The following is a 21464-nucleotide window of genomic DNA, read 5'->3' on the forward strand; positions in this document are numbered from 1 at the left end:
CGCGAACACCTTATCCACAGAAGCGCCAACAGACTTTGGGGGCAACTATTACTCCGCTGTGGAAAAGCCCTGAAAGTCATTTCTGGGATGCCACCAACAGCTAGACCCGGCGCCTGGCCGAAGAGCGAGCGCTTGCTGAGCAACCTGGGCGCCGAGCGTGCGCTGTATTCAAGGCTAAAAAGCTCGCTCCTACAAGAGGCTTGCTCGCGATACTATCTCTATAGATCTGTACGAAATATGATCTATTCCGTTCAGCGCTATACCCCATAAGGCTCCCAGCCTTCCGCAAACAAGTTATCCACATGTCCACCCACAGCAAATGGGGACAACTGTGGAATTGTCGAAAACTTTTTCCACACAAACCGAAGAAAATCCGTGACTTATCCAGAACCAGGGTTTTCCTTGGCGACTGATCAATTATTGACCAACCCTCTAAGAAGTACGGATTACGTGGCCTGCAGAGGATGGCAAACACCTTATACACAGAAGCGCCAACAGACTTTGGGGGCAACTTACGCACGGCTGTGGAAAACCGTTGAAAACCAGGTATGGGATGCCACCAACGGCCAGGACCGGCGCGCGGCCGGAGAACGAGCGGTTGCTGGCAAACCTGGGCGTTGAGGCTAAAAAGCTCTCTGTAGGAGCGAGCCTGCTCGCGAAAAACTTGAGAGCGCCGCTGGGTACCTGGCTTTACGCGTTATCGTTCACGACCATCGCGAGCAGGCTCGCTCCTACAAGGGGTTGCTCGCAATACTGCCCTCACTATAGATCTGTACGAAATATGATCGATTCCGTTCAGAGCTATACCCTGCGCGCCTCCCAGCCTTCCGCAAACAAGTTATCCACACCTGCACCCACAGCAAATGGGGACAACTGTGGAAATGCCGAAAACTTCACAGAAACCGAAGAAAATCCGTGACTTATTCAGAACCAGAGATTTCCACAGCTACTGGTCATTTATTGATCAAACCTCTAAGAAGCGCGAATCACGTGGCTTGCAGAGGATGGCGAACACCTTATCCACAGAAACGCCAACAGACTTTGGGGGCAACTATTGCCCCTCTGTGGAAAAGCGCTGAAAGCTGCGATTTTTCAGGGTTTTCGCACGGTTGATCAGTTAAAACCATGATTTGATCGATTTTTAACCAGAAGCCTGAACACCGCTGTTTATAAGGCCCTCAGCGGTAAGCGAACATCTTATCCACAGGTACGCCAACAGAGATTGGGGACAAATATGCATGGACTCATATCTTCATCCACAAAGAATCATTCAACTCCCATAAAATTGAGACATCTCCTGCGATCCCAAACTATCCGGATCCCTCACGGTGCGAGCGTCAACTTGAAAACTGACCATGGGTACATCTGGACCAATTTCAGAAGCCCTGGTAAACCTACGTTTGACAAACGCCGTGACCGCGTTCGCGCCACTTACTTCCTTTACAGATTCGAACGCCATGCGCGGTATTGATGGTCCCGTAGCTCGAGATACATCCACCAATTGCCTCCCCTGATGCAAGGCTTGCTCCAATCCACCGCTGAACGTCAATACTTGGCTCACTAAATTCCCCCCGACACTCAGGGCCGCATTTGTAGGGGGTAGGGCAGCGGCGAGAGCGCCTGGAATTCCCAACGGACGAGATAATATTCCAATAACGCCGCCCCAGAATTGCCTTCTGTTGGCAGTCTGTAGATTTGCGGGCAAAGGAGTTTTGGTAAAATATTTTGCAACTGCAGTTCTGAAAGTCGCTCCAACGGCAAAGACCGCACCCAATGCTGTGCCAACTGCCTGCCCTGCAACAGGGATGGCGAACCACCACTTGCCGGTTGGATCGACCCGATTCACTGGTGATCCACCGCAGTAGACATAGCTATTCATGCCTCCTTTGCCAAACGGGCTCAACCGATCTGGACTGTGGAAACGCATCAGCACCGGGTTATAAACACGATGCCCATTCCCCAAGTGATACCAGCCGGTAGGGTGTTCTTTAAGCTGCCCATTAAATCCGAGTCGAGTGCCTGCCGGCAGCCGACTACTCTGCGAACCATAGGCCGTATACGTGAGTTGATTCGGACCACTGCGATCAAGCTCGGCGAGGATGCTTTGCTGCAGGTCAGTGGCCAACAACAGCGTTCGAGAGAAGCCGCGATCTGGCGAAGGAGAACGGTAGAGTTGGGATACAGGCATCAGGGGCGTCCTCAAGGGATTGCAAATCCTGAGTGGAAATGGACTTCTCAATACCGTAACAAACGCCTGATGAAATCGACACTAGCAGTTCTGATAGGTCGCTCGCGGCCTGGACATCAAAAATCCACCCACCATCAGACGCTGTTGAAACAAGACCGCCCCGTGTCGACATCCAGATTCAATTCAAAATCGTTGAAGGCTTGCCAGCCGAGTAAAATCGACGGCACGTACCGTCCAAGTACCCACGACGGTGGAATGGTGAAGCCTGGATAGTATTTGTAGGTGACGGCCATGCCATGACCCGGCAAATTCAGCACGCCTTTGAAGGTTTGATAGTGTTGCCTGTCAGCGGTGATGAGTGGGGAATTGCCGGGGACCAGCGACTTCACCGCATTGATTGGGTCTCCCGGCGAAGCCGAGGTCAGGTAGTCGACATTGCCGGTGTCGACGATCGCCTGGGTAACCCGGTTATCCAGGCGTGCGGCGATCACCAGGCGCTGGTTGATGTCCGCCCGGCTGTACATGATCGGCGACTCGCAGCGCACGACCGCAGCCGGGTTCAGTTCCAGGGTTTTGCGGGCGATTTTCAGGCGCCCCAGCTTGCTGATCAGGTCCAGGCCGAACAGGTTGTCACGGTCGCTGACAAACACCAGTACATTCCTGAACTCGCTGCCCCCCAGCTTGATCGAGTCAAGAATTCCGAGCCGCGCAGACAGGTCCCTCTCGCCATAGAACGTGCTGTAGGCGTAGTGGGAGTCGGTCAACAGTTTGATCCCCATCAGCTTCGCGGTGTCGTGGTTGACCCGGGTTTGCGGGGCGCCGGTGTCCAGGACGAAACGCGCCGAGTGCCCATTGGCCGCGCTGACGTCGATGAATGGAAGCACTTGGTCAGCAATGAAAACGTCACTGGAATAGGGATGAATCACCAGCCTTTCGCGCCGCTGCGTTCGGCTCACCGAAAAGTCGCCGGTCGCCCTGAGGGCCGACAAGGATTGGCTGCCGAACATTGAAAACAGCACTTTCAACTCTGGATCCGCGTCGATTGCCCGGGCATGCTTGCGCTGGGTTGCCAGCATGTAGTCAGGCAACTGGTTGGCAGCCTTGGTCTCGAACATTCGAGCGATAACGGATACCGAGCAACTTAGGTGTTCCCCGGCATCCAATACCCTGTCGCAGCGCTGCTGCATTTGCGCCAGGGAAGCTTTCTGCCCCTGCCCGGACACCACCCACTGATAGAAATCATGTTCGGGTTCAGAACGGCGTTCAGGTGGGTTTGGCCGGGGACCAGCCAGAGAGCCGAAAGAGGCAAGCGTCACCAGTACAAGAACCAGCAGAGTCCGCTTTACAGGCTTCATGGCCAACCCACTCATAAAAACCAGGCTTTATGATCAAGCGCTGAAGCTCAGAAAACTTCGTGACCGGTTGCCGTACCCTCAACAGCGCACAGTGAAAATGTAGCAGGCGGGAGGGTGGCGCAAGAGGAAAACGGGTTATCCACTGGACTGTGGATAACCGTAAGAGAGGGTCAACCCAAGGCCCTAGGGCCGATACATCAAATAGGCCTCACCCGTCACCCGAATCATCGGATGCGGCGTGATCTGGCAGGTATCGACAACACGGAAACCATGGCGCTCATAGAACCGCCTGGCACCGGTGTTCGCGGCATAATCGATCAGGCTCAGGCCATTGAGCCCGAGCCGATTGGCGCGGTCGTAGGCGTAGGCAAGGAACTGCTTGCCCAGCCCCTGATTTCTCCAGCCTTCATGCAGCGCCAGGCTGGAAATATAAAGGGTGTCGGGGATTTCCATCTTGGCGTACGGCGCCAGCACCGGGTCGGTCACCGGCGCTGCGAAAGGATCGTGACGCATCACGTAGCTGTGCAGCATGCCAATGACTTCACCTTCGGCTTCGGCGATCAGGCAGTTCTGCCAGGAGAAATCCACATCGTCACGGGCGTAGCGCAGGGCTCCGACGTCGAGCAGATCCTGCCCGGGTTCTGCTATCTGGCTCCAGATGTAATCCGAAGCCCCCTCCGATGAAATCTGGAACAAACGCGCAATCTCACGCGCGTCCGCGCGCACTGCCGGACGAAATTCTACTGCCATTGACCTGCCCCCAAAAACTGACCGCTAGCGGACCACACCTTCTTCTATCAGCAACTTGAGAATTGCTTCAGCCCCAGCTTGCGCCGTTACGCCCTTGAGCACTTGTCCCCCACCGCCACTGGCTTTCGCCGTTGCGGCTTTCATGCGGTCAGCGCCGCTTTTGGCTTTGATCACCTTCAAGCGTTTAGGGCGTGGCTTGGCCGGTTGCAGGGTGGCGACCGCGAGCAATTCATCGTCGACGATTTCCACGTCCTTGGCCTGCAATACCCCACGCCGGGCCGGGCCGAAGGCACTCTGCCGGGGCTTGGGCGCCGCGTTATCCACAGTGGCGAGAAACGGTAAGCGAACCTTCAAGCGACGCCGCTGACCGCGCGGCAAAGCCTGCAGCACCAACGCCGAACCGCCGTCGATGGACTCGACCTGCGCCAGCCCCACCACCAGCGGCCAGCCAAGGCCTTCGGCCAGCAGGAACGGCAACATGCCCGAGCCTTCACCGGTTTCCGCCTGGCTACCGGTCAAAACGACCTGTGCCCCGGCATCACGCAAATAAGCGGTCAAGGCCGGCAGCGCATCGGCGCCTTGCGGTTGTTCCAGCACATGCAATTGTTCCAGCCCCATGCCCAGGTAAGCGCGCAAGGCCGGCTCGGCGACGTCGCCGGCGTGCAGTACCTGCAAGTTATCCCCAGCCAGTTGCAAGCCCAGTTCCACCGCCCGCGCATCCTGCTCCGCACGTCGTGGTCGACCGGAAGTCGGGTGGGCGCCGATGGACACCAGGCTGATGATTTTCGTGCTCATAACCCTTTCCTTCCCTTAAGCCGCATCGCGCTTGGCGTCGTTGCGGTAGGCTTCTACCGCCGCGATCAAGGCCCGAAGAATCTCGGCACTCTCGCCGATTACCGACAGGTCGGCCCGTTTGATCATGTCGCAGCCCGGGTCGAGGTTGATCGCCACCACCTTGTCGCAGGCACCGATGCCCTGCAGGTGCTGGATCGCCCCGGAAATCCCCACCGCTACGTAGACCCGCGCGGTAACCCAGGTGCCGGACGCGCCGACCTGACGGTCGCGGGCCATGAAGCCATCGTCCACCGCCACCCGCGAGGCGCCTTCGGTGGCGCCAAGGGCCGCGGCGGTCTGGTGGAACAAGTCCCAATCCTTGACCCCGTTGCCGCCGGAGAAAATGAACTCGGCCTCGGCCATGGGAATCGCCGCCGGGTCCACCGCCACCGCGCCCAGATCCTCGATGCGCGAGAGACTGCGCGCGATGGTTGTGGATAACTCGACTGGCAAGACTTCGTGACGGGTTTCGCTGACCGGTTCGGCACATTCGACGGCGGCCAGGATCAACCGCGCAACCGGACGCGCCAGGTCTTGCAAGCCGGCACCGGCGCGGCCGATGCACTCCTGGTCCTTGACCTGCCAGACCCGCGTGGCCGGACGTTCGCCCAGGGCCGCGGCAAAGCGCCGACCCAATTCGCCACCGCCGCTGCGACTGTCCGGCAGCAGCCAGTGACGCGGGCTGAACTGGTTATCCACAGCCCGCAGACCCTGCACCCGTTGTTCCGGTGCATAACCACTGAACTCGTCGCCTTCGAGCACCAGCAAGCGATCGACGCCGGCTGTGGAAAACGCGTTTTCCTTGTGTTCGCCGAAGACCACGGCCAATACCGCGCCTTCGCTGCCGGCCAGTTGCTGGGCCAGGCCCAGCAAGTCCTTGTCGTGGCTGCTCAAGCGGCCGCCGACCATGTCCGGCACCACGCAGATGTAGAACGCCGGCGTAAGCACCTGATGCAGCGGCAATTGCACTTCAACGGCGGCCGAGCGTTTGGTCGCCCCGCCCTGCTGAGCACCGCTGCGGTCGATGCGCTTGATGCCGTTAGGGCCGATGAAACCGATGCCGTGCGGGTTCTTGCGGATGACGCCGTTAGGCCCCATCCAGCTGTGTTGCGCCGGTTGCATGGCCGCGTGCAGCGGGTGCAGGCGGTTGCGGGCGATCCATTCGGCACGGGGGTCGCGGCGGATAATGTCGCTCATCAGTGCACCTCCGCGGGTTCACGTTTGGCCGGCGTAGCCGACTTTGGGGCCTGATCCTCCAGCAGCGCGTCGGCCACCAGTTCGGCAATGTCCTTGATCAGCGGCCGTGGTTCGACCACACCTTCGAGCATCGCGGTGCACTGCGGGCAGCCCACAGCCACCAGTTCGGCGCCCGTCTCGCGGATGTCTTCCATGCGCATGTCGGGGATACGCTGCTTGCCCGGAATGTCAGTGATCGGCGCACCGCCACCACCGCCGCAGCAGCGCGAGCGGAAACCGGAGCGTTGCATTTCCTTGACCTCGATGCCCAGCGCACGCAGGACCTGGCGCGGCGCCTCGTATTCGCCGTTATAGCGGCCGAGGTAGCACGGGTCGTGATAGGTCACGCTGTCGCCTTTGTGCTGACCGAGGTTCAGCGCGCCCGCGTCGATGATTTCCGCCATGTAGGTGCTGTGGTGCTGCACCAGGTAGTTGCCATCGAAGGCGCCATATTCGTTTTTCAGCACATGGAAGCTGTGCGGATCGCAGGTGACGATGCGGTTGAAGCTGTACTTGGCCAGGGTCTGGATGTTGCGTTTGGCCAGCAACTGGAAGGTCGCCTCGTCGCCCAGGCGTCGGGCCACGTCACCGCTGTCGCGCTCTTCGAGGCCGAGTACGGCGAAGTCGATTTTTGCCGCTTTCAGCACTTTGACGAAGGCGCGCAGGGTGCGCTGGTTGCGCATGTCGAAGGCACCGTCGCCGACCCAGAACAGCACGTCGGTAGACTTCTTCTCGCTCATCAGGTTGAGGTTCAAGTCCGCCGCCCAGTTCATCCGGCCGCCCGGCGCAAAACCGCCCGGGTTGTCGGTGGCGATCAGGTTTTCCAGGACTTCGGCGCCCTTGTTCGGGGTCGCGCCTTTTTCCAGGGTCAGATGGCGACGCATGTCGACGATGGCATCGACGTGCTCGATCATCATCGGGCATTCCTCGACGCAGGCGCGGCAGGTGGTGCACGACCACAGGGTTTCGGCATCCACCAGACCGTTGACGATCGGTTGATGCGGGTTGCCGGCGTGTTCGCCAATCGGCTTGCCTGGATACGGACTGCCGGCAAACTTGGCATCGGTACCGCCAGCCAGGCCGACGACCATGTCCTGGATCAGTTTTTTCGGGTTCAGCGGCTGGCCGGCGGCGAAGGCCGGGCAAGCGGCTTCGCATTTACCGCACTGCACGCAGGCGTCGAAGCCGAGCAACTGGTTCCAGGTGAAGTCCTTGGGTTTTTCCACGCCCAGTGGTGCGGCCGGATCGTTCAGATCCAGGGGTTTCAGACCGGTGGAACGACCGCCGCCAAAGCGCTCGGCGCGACGGTGCCAGGCCAGGTGCAGGGCACCGGCAAACGCATGCTTCATCGGCCCGCCCCAGGTCATGCCGAAGAACAGCTCGGACACGCCCCACAGCACGCCAATCCCGAGGATCACCGCCAACAGCCAGCCACCGAAGTTCTCCGGCAGGATACCGGCCACCGGCAGGGTCACCAGGAAGAACGACACCGAGAACGCCATCAGGCTTTTCGGCAGGCGCATCCACGGGCCTTTCGACAGCCGCGCAGGCGGGTTGCGCCGACGCAGGTAGACAAAGACCGCGCCGACGAACATCACCGCCGACATCAACAACAGCGCATAACCCAGAATGCGGTTATGCAGGCCGAAACCATGCACCAGGATCGCCAGCACGATCGACGCTACCGCGCCGCCGGCCGTGGCGACGTGGGTGTTGGCAATGTATTTGTCCCGCGCCACCACGTGGTGCAGGTCGACCATGTAGCGCTTGGGCATGGCAAACAGGCCGCCGATCAGATCGACCTTCGAGGCCCGGCCCCGGCGCCACATGGCTACCCGCCGCAACGCGCCCAGAACCGCGAGGCCCAGGGCAGCGAACAACAGGATTGGAAGAAGGGTGTTCAACATGGTGGAGCTCCCAAAGACCGCAGGGTCTTGCAGGCCAAACTACCTGGATGCCTTGCCCGATTCCCTGTAGGAGCGAGCTTGCTCGCGAAAAACCTGAGAAATACGCGTTAAATCAGACTGCCCGCGTCATCGTTCACGTCCATCGCGAGCAAGCTCGCTCCCACAGGGTTATCCACAAGCTCTTAGAAATCCTTGCACAGCCGCAGCGCGTCGTAGATCGCCGCGTGCACGTTCCGCTGGGCCACACAGTCGCCGATGCGGAACAGCAGGTAGCCGTCGCCTTTCTGTTCCAGGCATGGCTGCGGCTTGATCGCGAACAAGGCTTCGACGTCGATCTGGCCCTTGTTGCGCGAGCCTTCCTTCATCGCGTAGTAGATCTCCTCGTCCGGACGCACGCCGTTCTCGATGACCACCTGGTCCACCACCCGCTCCTCTTTGGCGCCGGTGTATTCGTTTTCCAGCACAGCCACCAGCTTGTCGCCTTCGCGGTAGACCTTCTCCAGCATCATGTCGCCGGTCATGATCACTTCTTTCGGATACATGCTGCGGTAGTAAGTCGGGAACGACGTACCGCCGATCGCCACGCCTGGCTTGATGTCGTCGGTGACGATCTCGACCTGGCTGCCCTTGTCAGCGAGGAAGTCGGCGGTCGACATGCCGGTGAACTCGCAAATGGTGTCGTAGACCAGTACGTTCTTGGCAGGTGCAACCTTGCCGTCGAGGATGTCCCAGCTGCTGACCACCAGGCCTTCAGCCGCGCCCCAATGTTCGTTCTGCTCGATGAACGGATGACCGCCGACTGCCAGCACCACCACATCCGGACGCAGGTCCATGATGGTCGGTGCATCAGCCGCCACGCCCAGGCGCAGGTCGACTTTCAACCGTGCCAGCTCCAGCTGGTACCAGCGGGTGATACCGGCGATCTGGTCCCGTTGTGGCGCTTTCGAGGCGGTCGTGATCTGCCCGCCAATGAACTCTTTCTTTTCGAACAGCGTGACGTCGTGACCACGCTCGGCGGCAACACGGGCAGCTTCCATACCGGCAGGGCCGGCACCGACCACCACCACCTTGCGTTTGACGCCGGTGGTTTTTTCGATGATGTGCGGCAGGCCCATGTATTCACGGGAAGTCGCGGCGTTCTGGATGCACAGCACATCCAGGCCTTGGTACTGACGGTCGATGCAGTAGTTGGCGCCGACGCACTGCTTGATCTGGTCGATCTGGCCCATCTTGATCTTGGCGATCAGGTGCGGGTCGGCGATGTGCGCGCGGGTCATGCCGACCATGTCGACGTAACCGCCCTCCAGGATACGGGTGGCCTGGTTCGGGTCCTTGATGTTCTGCGCGTGCAGCACCGGAACCTTGACCACTTCCTTGATGCCGGCAGCCAGATGCAGGAACGGCTCCGGTGGATAACTCATGTTCGGAATCACGTTGGCCAGGGTGTTGTGGGTGTCGCAACCCGATCCCACGACGCCGAGGAAATCGAGCATGCCGGTGTCGTCGTAATACTTGGCGATCTGCTTCATGTCCTCATGGGACAGACCATCCGGGTGGAACTCGTCACCGCAGATACGCATGCCCACGCAGAAGTCATCACCGACCTCGGCGCGCACGGCCTTGAGCACTTCCAGACCGAATTTCATGCGGCCTTCGAAGGTGCCGCCCCATTCGTCGGTACGCTTGTTGACCCGCGGGCTCCAGAACTGGTCGATCATGTGCTGGTGCACCGCCGACAGTTCGACACCGTCCAGGCCACCGGCCTTGGCGCGGCGGGCCGCTTGCGCGTAATTGCCGATAACCCGCCAGATTTCTTCCGGCTCGATGGTCTTGCAGGTAGCGCGGTGCACCGGTTCACGCACGCCCGACGGCGACATCAGCGTCGGCCAGTTGAAACCGTCCCAACGCGAGCGACGGCCCATGTGCGTAATCTGGATCATGATCTTGGCGCCGTGCTTGTGCATGGCGTCGGCCAGATTCTGGAAGTGCGGGATGATACGGTCGGTGGACAGGTTCACCGAGCTCCACCATTCCTGCGGGCTGTCGATGGCGACGACGGACGAACCGCCGCAGATCGCCAGGCCGATCCCGCCCTTGGCCTTCTCTTCGTAATACTTGACGTACCGGTCGGTGGTCATGCCGCCGTCGGTCGCGTAGACCTCGGCGTGTGCGGTGCTGAGCACGCGGTTACGGATGGTCAGTTTGCCGATCTGGATCGGCTGGAACATTGCTTCGAAAGCCATGGCGGGTTCCTCGACTTACAACGGCTTGACGGTGAACAAGCCGTCTTCGTGGCCCTCTTCGGAGCCACCGTAGACTTGCTCGGCCACGGTGCGGATCTTGCTGCCACGAGCTGCGAGGATCTGGTCCATCGCGCCGGCAAACCAACCGGTGAACATGTAGTCGACCTTGCGCCCGACCTTGCCGTACACGTAGACGAATGCCGAGTGCTCTAGCTTGACGCTGCAGGTGCCTTTATCCAGGTCGATGTCCTGGATCTTGAACAGGCCCCAGCCGCGCTGCGACAGGCGTTTCATGTAGTGCTCGAACACCGCGACGCCTTCCAGGCCATGGCATTCGGCTTCTTTTTCACACCAGTGCCAGGCGGACTTGTAGCCGGCCTTGTAGAGGATTTCGGCGTAGGCGTCGGCGCCCAGCACTTCCTCGATGCCCATGTGGTTGTTGACGAAGAAATGGCGCGGTACGTACAGCATCGGCAGGGCGTCGGACGTCCAGACACCGGTTTCGCTGTCGACTTCGATAGGCAATTGCGGGGCGATCTTGGCCATGGAAACTTAACTCCAGAAAAATTTTGGTATTGCCCCCGGCACGGACGGCCGGGGGAAAAGATTCAGAAGAGCTGCGGCTTACTCGCCCCAGACATCCTTGAGAACGTTGACCCAGTTCTCGCCCATGATCTTGCGCACCACGCGCTCGGAATGGCCGCGCTTGAGCAGGGTCTCGGTGAGGTTCGGGAACTCGCCGACAGTGCGGATGCCCAGCGGATTGATGATCTTGCCGAAGCTGGTCAGGCGGCGGGCGTAGCCCTTGTCGTGGGTCAGGTACTCGAAGAAGTCCTGGCCGTGACCCTGGGTGAAGTCGGTGCCGATGCCGATCGAGTCTTCACCGACGATGTTCAGGGTGTATTCGATGGCTTCAGCGTAGTCGTCGATGGTCGAATCGATGCCCTTGGCCAGGAATGGCGCGAACATGGTCACACCGACGAAACCGCCGTGGTCGGCAATGAACTTCAGCTCTTCATCGGACTTGTTGCGCGGGTGCTCTTTGAGGCCCGACGGCAGGCAGTGGGAGTAGCAGACCGGCTTTTTCGATTCGAGGATGACTTCTTCGGAAGTCTTGGAACCGACGTGGGACAGGTCGCACATGACGCCGACACGGTTCATCTCGGCGACGATTTCGCGACCGAAGCCCGACAGGCCGCCGTCACGCTCGTAGCAACCGGTGCCGACCAGATTCTGGGTGTTGTAGCACATCTGCACGATACCGACGCCCAGTTGCTTGAACACTTCGACATAGCCGATCTGGTCTTCAAACGCATGGGCATTCTGGAAACCGAAGAGGATGCCGGTCTTGCCCTGCTCCTTGGCCTTGCGGATGTCGGCGGTGGTACGCACCGGAATCACCAGGTCGTTGTTCTCGCGGATCAGTTTCTGGCTGGCGGCGATGTTGTTGACGGTGGCCTGGAAGCCCTCCCACACCGACACGGTGCAGTTGGCTGCGGTCAGACCGCCCTTGCGCATGTCTTCAAACAGCTCGCGGTTCCACTTGGCAATAATCAGCCCGTCGATAACGATGCTGTCGGCGTGCAATTCGGCTGGGCTCATCAGGCTGTCCCCTTGTTGGCGATTCATGCGCCGAATCGTGTGCCGGCGCTTTGGGGCCAGCATATGCCTGAGGGGCGAGGCAGCCGGGTGCAAAAACGACAGGGGAATTGCCGAAAGCGTCAATCCGCGACAAAGGGTCGTCGCAAGGCACAATTGCCGACCTGTTCAAGGCTGTCCGCTTGGGCCAGAATTCGCCACATCTCTTGATGCTTCACTGGATGGGAGCGGCAACCACATGAAATTCATCGTCCTGGCTTTGGCACTGATTGCGACCGGCGTACACGCCGCCGAGGAGTCTGAAGACACCCCCTGCGACAAAGTCGAAAACGACGTCCAGACCCTGGAATGCTCCGCCTTCAGCAAAACCACCGCCGAAGACTTGCTGAGCGAAAACTACAAAAGCCTGAACGAGCGCATGCAGTCGCTCTACGGCAAGAACCCGTCGCAATTGGCCGACATCACCGCCAAGATCAAGGCCGCCCAGCAACAATGGCTGAAAACCCGCGACGCCGACTGCGCCATCGAAGCCTTCCCGGCCACCGCCGGCAGCAAGGCATTCACCATCGCGCAAAATGATTGCGTGGCGCGGATGAGTGACGAGCGGTCGGAGTTTTTGGAGTTGATTGGGCAGGAGTAAATGCAAACTTCAGTCAATTGAGCTGTAGGCTGCACTTCTTCACTTAAAAGGGATTCAACATGAAAGTCTGCGGCATCGAAATCAAGGGCAGCGAAGCAATCATCGCCGTGGCAGCTCTCGAGGGTTCCACTCCGAGCCACGTCGCGCTCGCCACCAAGAAAATCGCCCTGGACGATGACGATGAAGCCGCCAACGTCAAAGTGTTTGCCGCTCAGGTCGCGTCCTTTGTTCGCGAGAATTCGATAGATCGAATCGCGATCAAGAAACGCAGCAAGAAAGGCGAATTCGCCGGTGGGCCGACCACGTTCAAGATCGAGGGCGTTTTTCAGTTGTTGGAGAGTTGCGAGGTGATGCTGTTGTCGCCGCAGACGATCAATGCCCAGGCCAAGAAGCATGGTTTTGAGCTGCCGGAAACGCTGAACAAGTATCAGCATGAGGCGTACAAGGCTGCCTGTTCGGCACTCCTGAAAAAGTGAGTGCCACAAAACCCTGTAGGAGCGAGGCTTGCCCGCGAAGAGGCCGGCACATACAGCATTGATGTTGGATGAGAGGACGCCTTCGCGGGCAAGCCTCGCTCCTACAGGGGTTCTCGGATGTTCAGGCTTTGGCGGTCCGGCGATCCTCTCGCGGGCAGCGCTCGAACTTCGCCCGGTAGCTTCGGGTGAAATACGACGGCGATTCGAACCCGCAGGCAATACTCACCTCCAACACACTCATATCGGTCTGGCGCAGCAGCTGTCGGGCTTTCTCCAGCCTTAAGCGCAGGTAGAAATTACTTGGCGTGTCGTTCAGATGCAGGCGAAACAACCGCTCCAGCTGCCGCCGCGTCACCTTGATCGATTCCGCCAGTTCCAGCGTGCTCAGCGGCGGTTCGCTGTGTTGCTCCATTTCGCCGATCACGTGCACAAGCTTCTTGTTGCTGATGCCGTAACGCGTAGCGACTTCCATGCGCTGGTGGTCCTTGCGCGGGCGGATGCGCCCTAGCACGAACTGTTCGCTGACCTGGATCGCCAGTTCAGGGCCGTGGGCCTGGGCGATCAGATCCAGCATTAAATCGATCGAGGCGGTGCCGCCCGCTGAGGTGATGCGCCGACGGTCGATTTCGAACAGCTCCTGAGTAACGCTCAGCTGCGGATAGGACTCCTTGAAGGCGTCGATGGCTTCCCAGTGCAGGGTCAGGCGATGACCATCGAGCAGGCCAGCTTCGGCGAGGATGAAACTTCCGGTGTCGATGGCGCCAAGGGTCACGCCTTCGTTGTCCAGGCGCCGCAGCCAGTGCTCCAGGGCCGGGGTGGCGAACTTCAGCGGTTCGAAGCCGGCGACCACCAATAACGTAGCGCCTTTTTTCAGTGGCTCCAGCGCCGCATCAGCGTTAACCGACATGCCGTTACTGGCCAGCACCGCCCCGCCATCGGCGCTCAGCACGTGCCAGCGATAAAGCTCGCCGCGAAAGCGATTGGCGACCCGCAACGGCTCGATGGCCGAGATGAATCCAATGGCCGAGAAACCCGGCATCAACAAGAAATAGAAATCCTGGGACATGGAGCGCACTCGATAGGCAGGTAACGAGAGGGCTGTAGCGTGATGACGGTGATACGCCACTTGCGACAAGCATTCAAGAGCACAGGTCGCTGCAGTGCAAGAGTCGGTCGCCGCAGTGCGCTTTCATGGCAGCTTAGCTGCGTAACGTGACATCACCGGCGCACAGACGACCGGACCCACAATAATGAAACTGCCGAGGAACCTGAGAATGAAACGACTGATCAGCAGCTGTGTTCTTGCACTCAGTGGTACCGCTTTGCTGAGCGCCAGTGTCATGGCAGCCGAACCGGCGTCGTGCCAGAACGTGCGCATGGGCGTGGTGAACTGGACCGACGTGATCGCGACCAGTGCGATGACCCAGGTATTGCTCGACGGCCTCGGCTACAGCACCAAACAAACCAGCGCTTCCCAGCAGATCATCTTTGCCGGGATCCGCGATCAGCGCCTGGACCTGTTCCTGGGTTACTGGAACCCGCTGATGACCCAGACCATCACCCCGTTCGTCGACGCCAACCAGGTCAAGGTGCTTGAAGCGCCAAGCCTCAAAGACGCCCGCGCCACCCTCGCCGTGCCGACCTACCTGGCTGACAAGGGCCTGAAAACCTTCGCCGACATCGCCAAGTTCGAAAAAGAGCTGGGCGGCAAGATCTACGGCATCGAGCCAGGTTCGGGCGCCAACACCCAGATCAAGGCGATGATTGCCAAGAACCAGTTCGGCCTCGGCAAGTTCCAGCTGGTCGAATCCAGCGAAGCCGGCATGCTCGCCGCCGTCGATCGCGCCGTGCGCCGCAAGGAAGCCGTAGTGTTCTTCGGCTGGGCGCCGCACCCGATGAACGTCAACGTGCAGATGACTTACCTCACCGGCAGCGAAGATGCCCTGGGCCCGAACGAAGGCATGGCCACGGTCTGGACTGTGACCGCGCCGACCTACGCCGAACAGTGCCCGAACATCGGTCGCCTACTGAGCAACCTGACCTTCACCGCCGAAGACGAGAGCCGGATGATGCAGCCGCTGCTCGATCACAAGGACGCCTTCGAATCGGCCAAGCAGTGGCTGAAAGATCATCCGCAAGACAAGCAACGCTGGCTCGAGGGCGTGACCACTTTCGATGGCAAGCCGGCGGCTGAAAACCTGAAGCTGACCACCAAGTAACCCTGAACTGAACCACCGCTTCGCAGCCCGACCGGGCTGCGAATGGGACCACCACGCCTGAAGGAAACCGCCAAATGAACCACGACGTCATCATCACCTGCGCACTCACCGGTGCTGGCGACACGACCGCCAAGAGCCCACACGTGCCGGTCACCCCGAAACAAATTGCCGCGGCCGCAGTGGAAGCCGCGAAGGCCGGCGCCACCGTGGTCCACTGCCACGTTCGCGACCCGCAAACCGGCAAGTTCAGCCGTGACGTGGCGCTGTACCGCGAAGTGATGGAGCGCATCCGCGAAGCCGACGTCGACATCATCGTCAACCTGACCGCTGGCATGGGCGGCGACCTCGAAATCGGCGCTGGCGAGAACCCGATGGAGTTCGGCCCGAACACTGACCTGGTCGGCCCGCTGACCCGTCTGGCCCACGTTGAAGAATTGCTGCCGGAAATCTGCACCCTCGATTGCGGCACCCTGAACTTCGGTGATGGCGACACCATTTACGTCTCCACCCCGGCGCAGCTGCGTGCTGGCGCCAAGCGTATTCAAGAGCTGGGCGTTAAGCCTGAGCTGGAGATTTTCGACACCGGTCACCTGTGGTTCGCCAAGCAGATGATCAAGGAAGGCCTGCTCGACAACCCGCTGTTCCAGCTGTGCCTGGGCATCCCGTGGGGAGCGCCGGCCGACACCACCACCATGAAAGCCATGGTCGACAACCTGCCGGCCGATGCGGTCTGGGCCGGTTTCGGTATCGGCCGCATGCAGATGCCGATGGCGGCACAAGCCGTGCTGCTGGGCGGCAACGTGCGGGTCGGCCTGGAAGACAACCTGTGGCTGGACAAGGGCGTCCTGGCGACCAACGGCCAACTGGTCGAACGCGCCGGCGAAATCCTCAGCCGCCTCGGCGCCCGGGTCCTGACCCCGGCGGAAGGCCGCAAGAAGATGGGCCTGAAACAGCGCGGTTAAACCCACACGCAGAACCCTGTAGGAGCGAGCATGCTCGCGAAAAAGGTACAGCCGACGCCACTCAGCGACTGGAATACCATCGCGAGCAGGCTCGCTCCTACAGGGATTCACCGAACTCTTTAGGACGTGACCATGAGCTTTATCACCGAAATCAAAACCTTCGCAGCCCTGGGCAGCGGTGTCATCGGCAGCGGCTGGGTATCCCGCGCCCTCGCCCACGGCCTCGACGTGGTGGCTTGGGATCCGGCGCCTGGCGCCGAAGCCGCCCTGCGCAAACGCGTCGCCAATGCCTGGGGCGCGCTGGAGAAACAAGGCCTGGCGCCCGGCGCCTCGCAGGATCGCCTGCGCTTTGTCGCGACCATCGAAGAGTGTGTGCGCGATGCCGATTTCATCCAGGAAAGCGCACCTGAACGCCTTGAACTGAAACTGGAACTGCACAGCAAAATCAGTGCCGCGGCCAAACCCGATGCCTTGATCGGCTCCAGTACCTCCGGCCTGCTGCCAAGCGAGTTCTACGAGAGCTCGACCCACCCGGAGCGCTGCGTGGTCGGGCACCCGTTCAACCCGGTTTACCTATTGCCATTGGTGGAAGTGGTTGGCGGCAAGAACACCGCCCCCGAAGCTGTGCAGGCGGCAATGAAAGTCTACGAATCCCTCGGCATGCGCCCTTTGCATGTGCGCAAGGAAGTACCAGGTTTCATCGCCGACCGCCTGCTCGAAGCGCTGTGGCGCGAGGCGCTACACCTGGTTAACGATGGTGTAGCGACAACCGGCGAAATCGACGACGCGATTCGTTTTGGCGCGGGTCTGCGCTGGTCATTCATGGGCACGTTCCTGACCTATACCCTGGCTGGCGGTGACGCCGGTATGCGTCACTTCATGGCACAGTTCGGCCCGGCCTTGCAGTTGCCTTGGACTTATCTGCCGGCACCTGAATTGACCGAAAAACTGATCGACGATGTGGTGGATGGCACCAGCGATCAATTGGGCAAACACAGCATTTCGGCGCTGGAGCGCTATCGTGATGACTGCCTGCTGGCGGTGCTGGAGGCGGTGAAGACCACCAAAGAGAAGCATGGGATGGCCTTCAGCGAGTAATCAGACCGCAGGCCCGGCCCCATCGCCAGCAGGCTGGCTCCCACAGGAGAACGCTTACCAATGTGGGAGCCAGCCTGCTGGCGATGACGGCATTCCAATCACCCTCTGTTCTGGATCAGCCATCATGCCCGCACTCACCACCTACCAAACCAAAATCATCCCCGACTGGGTCGACTACAACGGCCACCTGCGCGACGCCTTCTACCTGCTGATCTTCAGCTACGCCACCGACGCGCTGATGGATCGTCTCGGCCTGGACAGTAACAGCCGCGAAGCCAGCGGTAACTCGCTGTTCACCCTCGAACTGCACCTTAACTACCTGCATGAAGTAAAACTCGACGCCGATGTCGAAGTACACACCCAGATCATCGCCCACGACAGCAAACGCCTGCACCTCTATCACAGCCTGCATCTGGTGGGTGATGCGAAGGAACTGGCAGGCAATGAGCAAATGCTCTTGCACGTCGACCTTGCGGGACCACGATCTGCGCCGTTCAGCGAACTATCGTTGAGCCGCCTGCAAGCCATGGTTGCCGAGCAGGCGGACCTGCCAACTCCCGAGTACATCGGCCGAGTGATCGCATTACCGCCAAAAAAATAACAAGGAGATCCCATGAACACCGCCGCCGCTTTTGCCGACTTCCGTACTTATCCGTTGATCAGCGCGCTGGCAGGCGTGCAGGCCATGGCGGATCGTGTCCTGGTGAAGTGGGCCGACAACCGCGTCAGCCCCTTCCACCACCCATGGCTGCGGGACAACTGCCCGTGCCCGCAATGCGTCTACACGGTGACTCGCGAACAGGTACTGGAAATCGTCGATGTGCCGCAAAACCTGATGCCTGTCCAGACCAGTATCGATGCTGAAGGCTGCCTGAACGTGCAGTGGCAGGATGGCCACCTCAGCCGCTTCGACCCTGGCTGGCTGCGCGCCCATGCCTACGACGACGAGTCCCGCGCCGAGCGCCTGGCAGCCAAACCCAAACCCAGGCTTTGGCGCAGTGATTTGCAGTTGCCGGTGTTCGAGTATCAAGCGCTGATGAACGACAACCAGGCGCTGCTGCAATGGCTGCTGGCGGTGCGCGACACCGGCCTGACCCAGGTCCGTGGCGTACCCACCGAGCCCGGCTCGCTGAAGCTGGTCGCGCAGCGCATTTCCTTCATCCGCGAGAGCAATTTCGGTGTGTTGTTCAACGTGCAATCCAAGGCCGATGCCGACAGCAACGCCTACACCGCTTTCAACCTGCCGTTGCACAGCGATCTGCCAACCCGCGAGTTGCAACCGGGGCTGCAATTCCTGCATTGCCTGGTCAACGATGCCGAGGGGGGCGAGAGCATTTTCGTCGACGGCTTTGCCATCGCCGAAGCGTTACGCCAGGAGGACCCCGAGTCGTTCCAGAGCCTCTGCGAGATTCCCGTGGAATTCCGTAACAAGGACCGCCACAGCGACTACCGATGCCTGGCACCGATCATCGCCCTGGATGCCTTGGGGCAGGTGTCGGAAATCCGTATGGCGAACTTTCTGCGCGGGCCGTTCGATGCGTCGGTGGAGCAGATGCCCAAGCTGTATTGCGCCTATCGCCGCTTCATAGCGATGACGCGTGAGCCTCGCTTCAGGCTGATGCAAAGGCTCAATCCGGGTGAGCTCTGGTGCTTCGACAACCGCCGCACCCTGCATGCCCGTAACGCCTTCGATCCAGCAACCGGGGCGCGGCATTTCCAGGGCTGTTATGTGGATCGCGATGAGTTGTTGTCGCGCATTTTGGTGTTGCAACGCTAGACCGAGTCATCGTTCTTCGCGGGCAAGCCTCGCTCCTACAGGATTTTCGTCGTTCGACAATTATGTAAACAACACAACCCCTGTAGGAGCGAGGCTTGCCCGCGATGGCTTCCGAACAGACAACACAAAATCCACAGATAAAAAAAGCCCCGATCAAGCCGTGACAGGATCGAGGCAGAGGGTACTGTTGAGGAGCTGCCGCGGGAAGGTGACCAAACCCTCGTGAAGCAAGCTGGGTCCAGTGTGCCGGTTCTCATCGCCGGTAAATAGCCCGAAAACGACCTGCTCATAGTCAATGTTGCCATTACGACAAATCGCCCTTGCCGCCACTGCGTGCCACTACCAGAATCGAACCACGACACCATTCCCAGAAGAAGGATTCGCGTCATGATGCACGCTGATTTGATAGACCAGGAAGACCTGTTGGGCCAACTCAAGTCATTGGGCTTTCAAGTGCCGAGTGGCGCCACGGCCGAGCAGGCGTGTGAGTTTGCTGTGCGAGGTTTGAACAACGAGCGGGCCATCGTGCTGCGCACCATGGTCAAGCAGATGTACACCAGCAGCGCGACGATCCTGCCGGCTGTGCGCCAGGCCATCGACAAGCAATTGCTGCCAGCGTTGGCGGAATATCAACAAAGTCACGTCGCCCGTTAAAACCAATCGCGGGCAAGCCCGCTCCCACAGGTACAGCGCCGGTTCGAAAATGGCGCATTTCCTGTGGGAGCGGGCTTGCCCGCGATGAATGCAACTCGGTTTTAGAGCCTTACGCTAGCGAAAGTCGACTCATTACGCGCCTGACTCAACGCCGACAACGGCCCGGACAACGGCGACAGCACCAAGGCCTGCGGCAGCGGCATCATCGCCACTTGTTGCGTAGTGTTGGAACCTACACGCTCATCGCGCGGCGGAATGCCGAAGTATTCGCGGTAGCACTTGGAGAAGTGCGGCGTGGACACGAAGCCACACACCGACGCCACTTCGATGATCGACATCGGCGTTTGCTTGAGCAGTTGCCGAGCGCGGATCAAGCGCAGCTTCAGGTAGTACCGCGAAGGCGAACAATGCAGGTACTTCTGGAACAGCCGCTCGAGCTGACGACGAGACACGGCGACGTACACCGCCAGTTCGTCGAGGTCGATCGGCTCTTCGAGGTTGGCTTCCATCAGCGCGACGATTTCCTGCAACTTCGGCTGGTTGGTGCCGAGCATGTGCTTGAGCGGTACGCGCTGGTGATCCTGTTCGTTGCGGATGCGCTCGTAGACGAACATCTCCGAGATCGCGGCGGACAGTTCACGACCGTGATCGCGGCTGATCAGGTGCAGCATCATGTCCAGCGGCGCGGTGCCACCGGAGCTGGTGAAACGGTTACGGTCGAGGGTGAACAGACGGGTACTCATGGCTACCCGCGGAAACGCTTCCTGCATCGCCGCCAGGCATTCCCAGTGCACGCTGCAATCGAACCCGTCCAGCAGGCCGGCGCACGCCAGGGCCCAGCTGCCGGTGCAGACCGCGCCCAGGCGACGGGACTGACGCGCCTGGCTCTGCAGCCATGAAACGTGTTCACGGGTAACAGTGCGCTGAATGCCGATACCGCCGCAGACGATCACGGTGTCCATGGGAGGCGCTTTGTGCATGGAGGCGTCGGGGGTGATTTGCAGACCGTCACTGGCCCAGACTTGACCGCCATCGACGGTGAGGGTGGTCCAGCGATACAGCTCGCGGCCGGACAACTGGTTGGCCATGCGCAGTGGTTCGACTGCGGAAGCCAGGGAAATCAGCGTGAAATTGTCCAGCAGCAGAAAGCCGATGGATTGAGGCGCACGGTTCTGGGGTTGGGCCCCGGAGTTGAACGTCGTCATCGCGGTATCTCCTCACACAAAGCGGGTGATGGCCTCAGGCGGAGGCTCTTGTTATTGCCATCGTTCTCGCGTGGGAGACGGGCTTTGTAATGACAGAGCAATTGCCATGCCTAAATTTGATTGCGTGTTCAATAACTCCTAAAAACGACGTCGGAATGTGTCTATATATGACGCGCAGGGAGTAGGGGTTATAAGTGCCATCAATGGCGGCAAGTGCTCTGCCCCGTTGCGTGTGAGCAAATCGGTAGCACTTGTGGGAACAGGGCTGCGAGCAGCCTGGGAAGAGTGTCACCGCAGGCACGGGTGACGAGCGGTCGGAGC

General features: G+C 60.0%; 19 protein-coding genes. 8 read left to right on the forward strand and 11 right to left on the reverse strand.

Annotated elements, in window-relative coordinates:
- Positions 1–1270: 1270 nt before the first annotated feature.
- The 9 genes from OH720_RS29465 to OH720_RS29505 form a co-directional block, all read right to left on the reverse strand.
- Positions 1271–2188, reverse strand: coding sequence for an RHS repeat-associated core domain-containing protein (locus OH720_RS29465; protein WP_272603825.1), 918 nt, complete (start codon positions 2186–2188; stop codon positions 1271–1273).
- A gap of 134 nt (positions 2189–2322) precedes the next feature.
- Positions 2323–3543, reverse strand: a complete 1221-nt coding sequence (locus tag OH720_RS29470; RefSeq protein ID WP_272603826.1) for a retropepsin-like aspartic protease — start codon at positions 3541–3543, stop codon at positions 2323–2325.
- A gap of 183 nt (positions 3544–3726) precedes the next feature.
- The gene (locus tag OH720_RS29475; protein WP_272603827.1) at positions 3727–4293 is read right to left on the reverse strand and encodes a GNAT family N-acetyltransferase; all 567 of its coding nucleotides are present in this window, start codon (positions 4291–4293) and stop codon (positions 3727–3729) included.
- Positions 4294–4317: 24 nt separating this feature from the next.
- The gene (gene etfB, locus OH720_RS29480; protein WP_272603828.1) at positions 4318–5088 is read right to left on the reverse strand and encodes an electron transfer flavoprotein subunit beta; all 771 of its coding nucleotides are present in this window, start codon (positions 5086–5088) and stop codon (positions 4318–4320) included.
- A gap of 15 nt (positions 5089–5103) precedes the next feature.
- On the reverse strand, positions 5104–6324 hold the full coding sequence (gene etfA / locus OH720_RS29485) for an electron transfer flavoprotein subunit alpha (RefSeq protein WP_272603829.1): 1221 nt from the start codon (positions 6322–6324) through the stop codon (positions 5104–5106).
- Positions 6324–8270 carry a dimethylglycine demethylation protein DgcB gene (dgcB, locus tag OH720_RS29490; protein WP_272603830.1) on the reverse strand — a complete coding sequence of 649 codons (1947 nt, stop codon included), beginning with the start codon at positions 8268–8270 and terminating at the stop codon, positions 6324–6326. The genes etfA and dgcB overlap by 1 nt, the downstream gene beginning before the upstream one ends.
- A gap of 182 nt (positions 8271–8452) precedes the next feature.
- Complete coding sequence (gene dgcA / locus OH720_RS29495; protein WP_272603831.1) at positions 8453–10513, reverse strand: dimethylglycine demethylation protein DgcA; 2061 nt, start codon at positions 10511–10513, stop codon at positions 8453–8455.
- A gap of 15 nt (positions 10514–10528) precedes the next feature.
- Positions 10529–11059 (reverse strand): DUF5943 domain-containing protein, encoded by a 531-nt coding sequence (locus OH720_RS29500; RefSeq protein ID WP_272603832.1) that lies wholly within the window; start codon positions 11057–11059, stop codon positions 10529–10531.
- Positions 11060–11137: 78 nt separating this feature from the next.
- Positions 11138–12115 (reverse strand): dipeptidase, encoded by a 978-nt coding sequence (locus OH720_RS29505; RefSeq protein ID WP_272603833.1) that lies wholly within the window; start codon positions 12113–12115, stop codon positions 11138–11140.
- 235 nt (positions 12116–12350) lie between these two features.
- Here OH720_RS29505 and OH720_RS29510 point away from each other — a divergent pair, with 235 nt between their 5' ends.
- Both OH720_RS29510 and OH720_RS29515 read left to right on the forward strand, forming a co-directional pair.
- On the forward strand, positions 12351–12752 hold the full coding sequence (locus tag OH720_RS29510; protein ID WP_180202365.1) for a lysozyme inhibitor LprI family protein: 402 nt from the start codon (positions 12351–12353) through the stop codon (positions 12750–12752).
- A gap of 59 nt (positions 12753–12811) precedes the next feature.
- A complete protein-coding gene (locus OH720_RS29515) occupies positions 12812–13228 on the forward strand; it encodes a DUF3010 family protein (protein WP_272603834.1) in 417 nt (138 codons plus the stop codon).
- A 121-nt stretch (positions 13229–13349) separates the two neighbouring features.
- On the opposite strand, the gene OH720_RS29520 is transcribed toward OH720_RS29515, so the two are convergent.
- Positions 13350–14294, reverse strand: coding sequence for a GlxA family transcriptional regulator (locus OH720_RS29520; RefSeq protein ID WP_272603835.1), 945 nt, complete (start codon positions 14292–14294; stop codon positions 13350–13352).
- Between the two features lie 208 nt (positions 14295–14502).
- Between OH720_RS29520 and OH720_RS29525 the strand changes: the two genes are divergently transcribed.
- From OH720_RS29525 to OH720_RS29550, 6 genes are all read left to right on the forward strand, one after another.
- Positions 14503–15447 (forward strand): choline ABC transporter substrate-binding protein, encoded by a 945-nt coding sequence (locus tag OH720_RS29525; protein ID WP_180202361.1) that lies wholly within the window; start codon positions 14503–14505, stop codon positions 15445–15447.
- 74 nt (positions 15448–15521) lie between these two features.
- A complete protein-coding gene (locus tag OH720_RS29530; RefSeq protein WP_272603836.1) occupies positions 15522–16409 on the forward strand; it encodes a 3-keto-5-aminohexanoate cleavage protein in 888 nt (295 codons plus the stop codon).
- A gap of 132 nt (positions 16410–16541) precedes the next feature.
- A complete protein-coding gene (locus tag OH720_RS29535) occupies positions 16542–17507 on the forward strand; it encodes an L-carnitine dehydrogenase (protein WP_272603837.1) in 966 nt (321 codons plus the stop codon).
- Positions 17508–17631: 124 nt separating this feature from the next.
- Positions 17632–18108 carry a thioesterase family protein gene (locus OH720_RS29540; protein WP_272603838.1) on the forward strand — a complete coding sequence of 159 codons (477 nt, stop codon included), beginning with the start codon at positions 17632–17634 and terminating at the stop codon, positions 18106–18108.
- 12 nt (positions 18109–18120) lie between these two features.
- Positions 18121–19284 (forward strand): gamma-butyrobetaine dioxygenase, encoded by a 1164-nt coding sequence (locus OH720_RS29545; RefSeq protein ID WP_272603839.1) that lies wholly within the window; start codon positions 18121–18123, stop codon positions 19282–19284.
- A 387-nt stretch (positions 19285–19671) separates the two neighbouring features.
- Entirely contained in the window at positions 19672–19938 is a 267-nt protein-coding gene (locus OH720_RS29550) for a hypothetical protein (RefSeq protein ID WP_008057089.1), read from the forward strand.
- Between the two features lie 101 nt (positions 19939–20039).
- Here the strand turns inward: OH720_RS29550 and OH720_RS29555 are convergent, their stop codons facing one another.
- Complete coding sequence (locus tag OH720_RS29555; protein ID WP_007975492.1) at positions 20040–21143, reverse strand: GlxA family transcriptional regulator; 1104 nt, start codon at positions 21141–21143, stop codon at positions 20040–20042.
- Positions 21144–21464 lie beyond the last annotated feature (321 nt).

This window comes from Pseudomonas sp. WJP1, from assembly GCF_028471945.1.
Lineage (GTDB): Bacteria > Pseudomonadota > Gammaproteobacteria > Pseudomonadales > Pseudomonadaceae > Aquipseudomonas.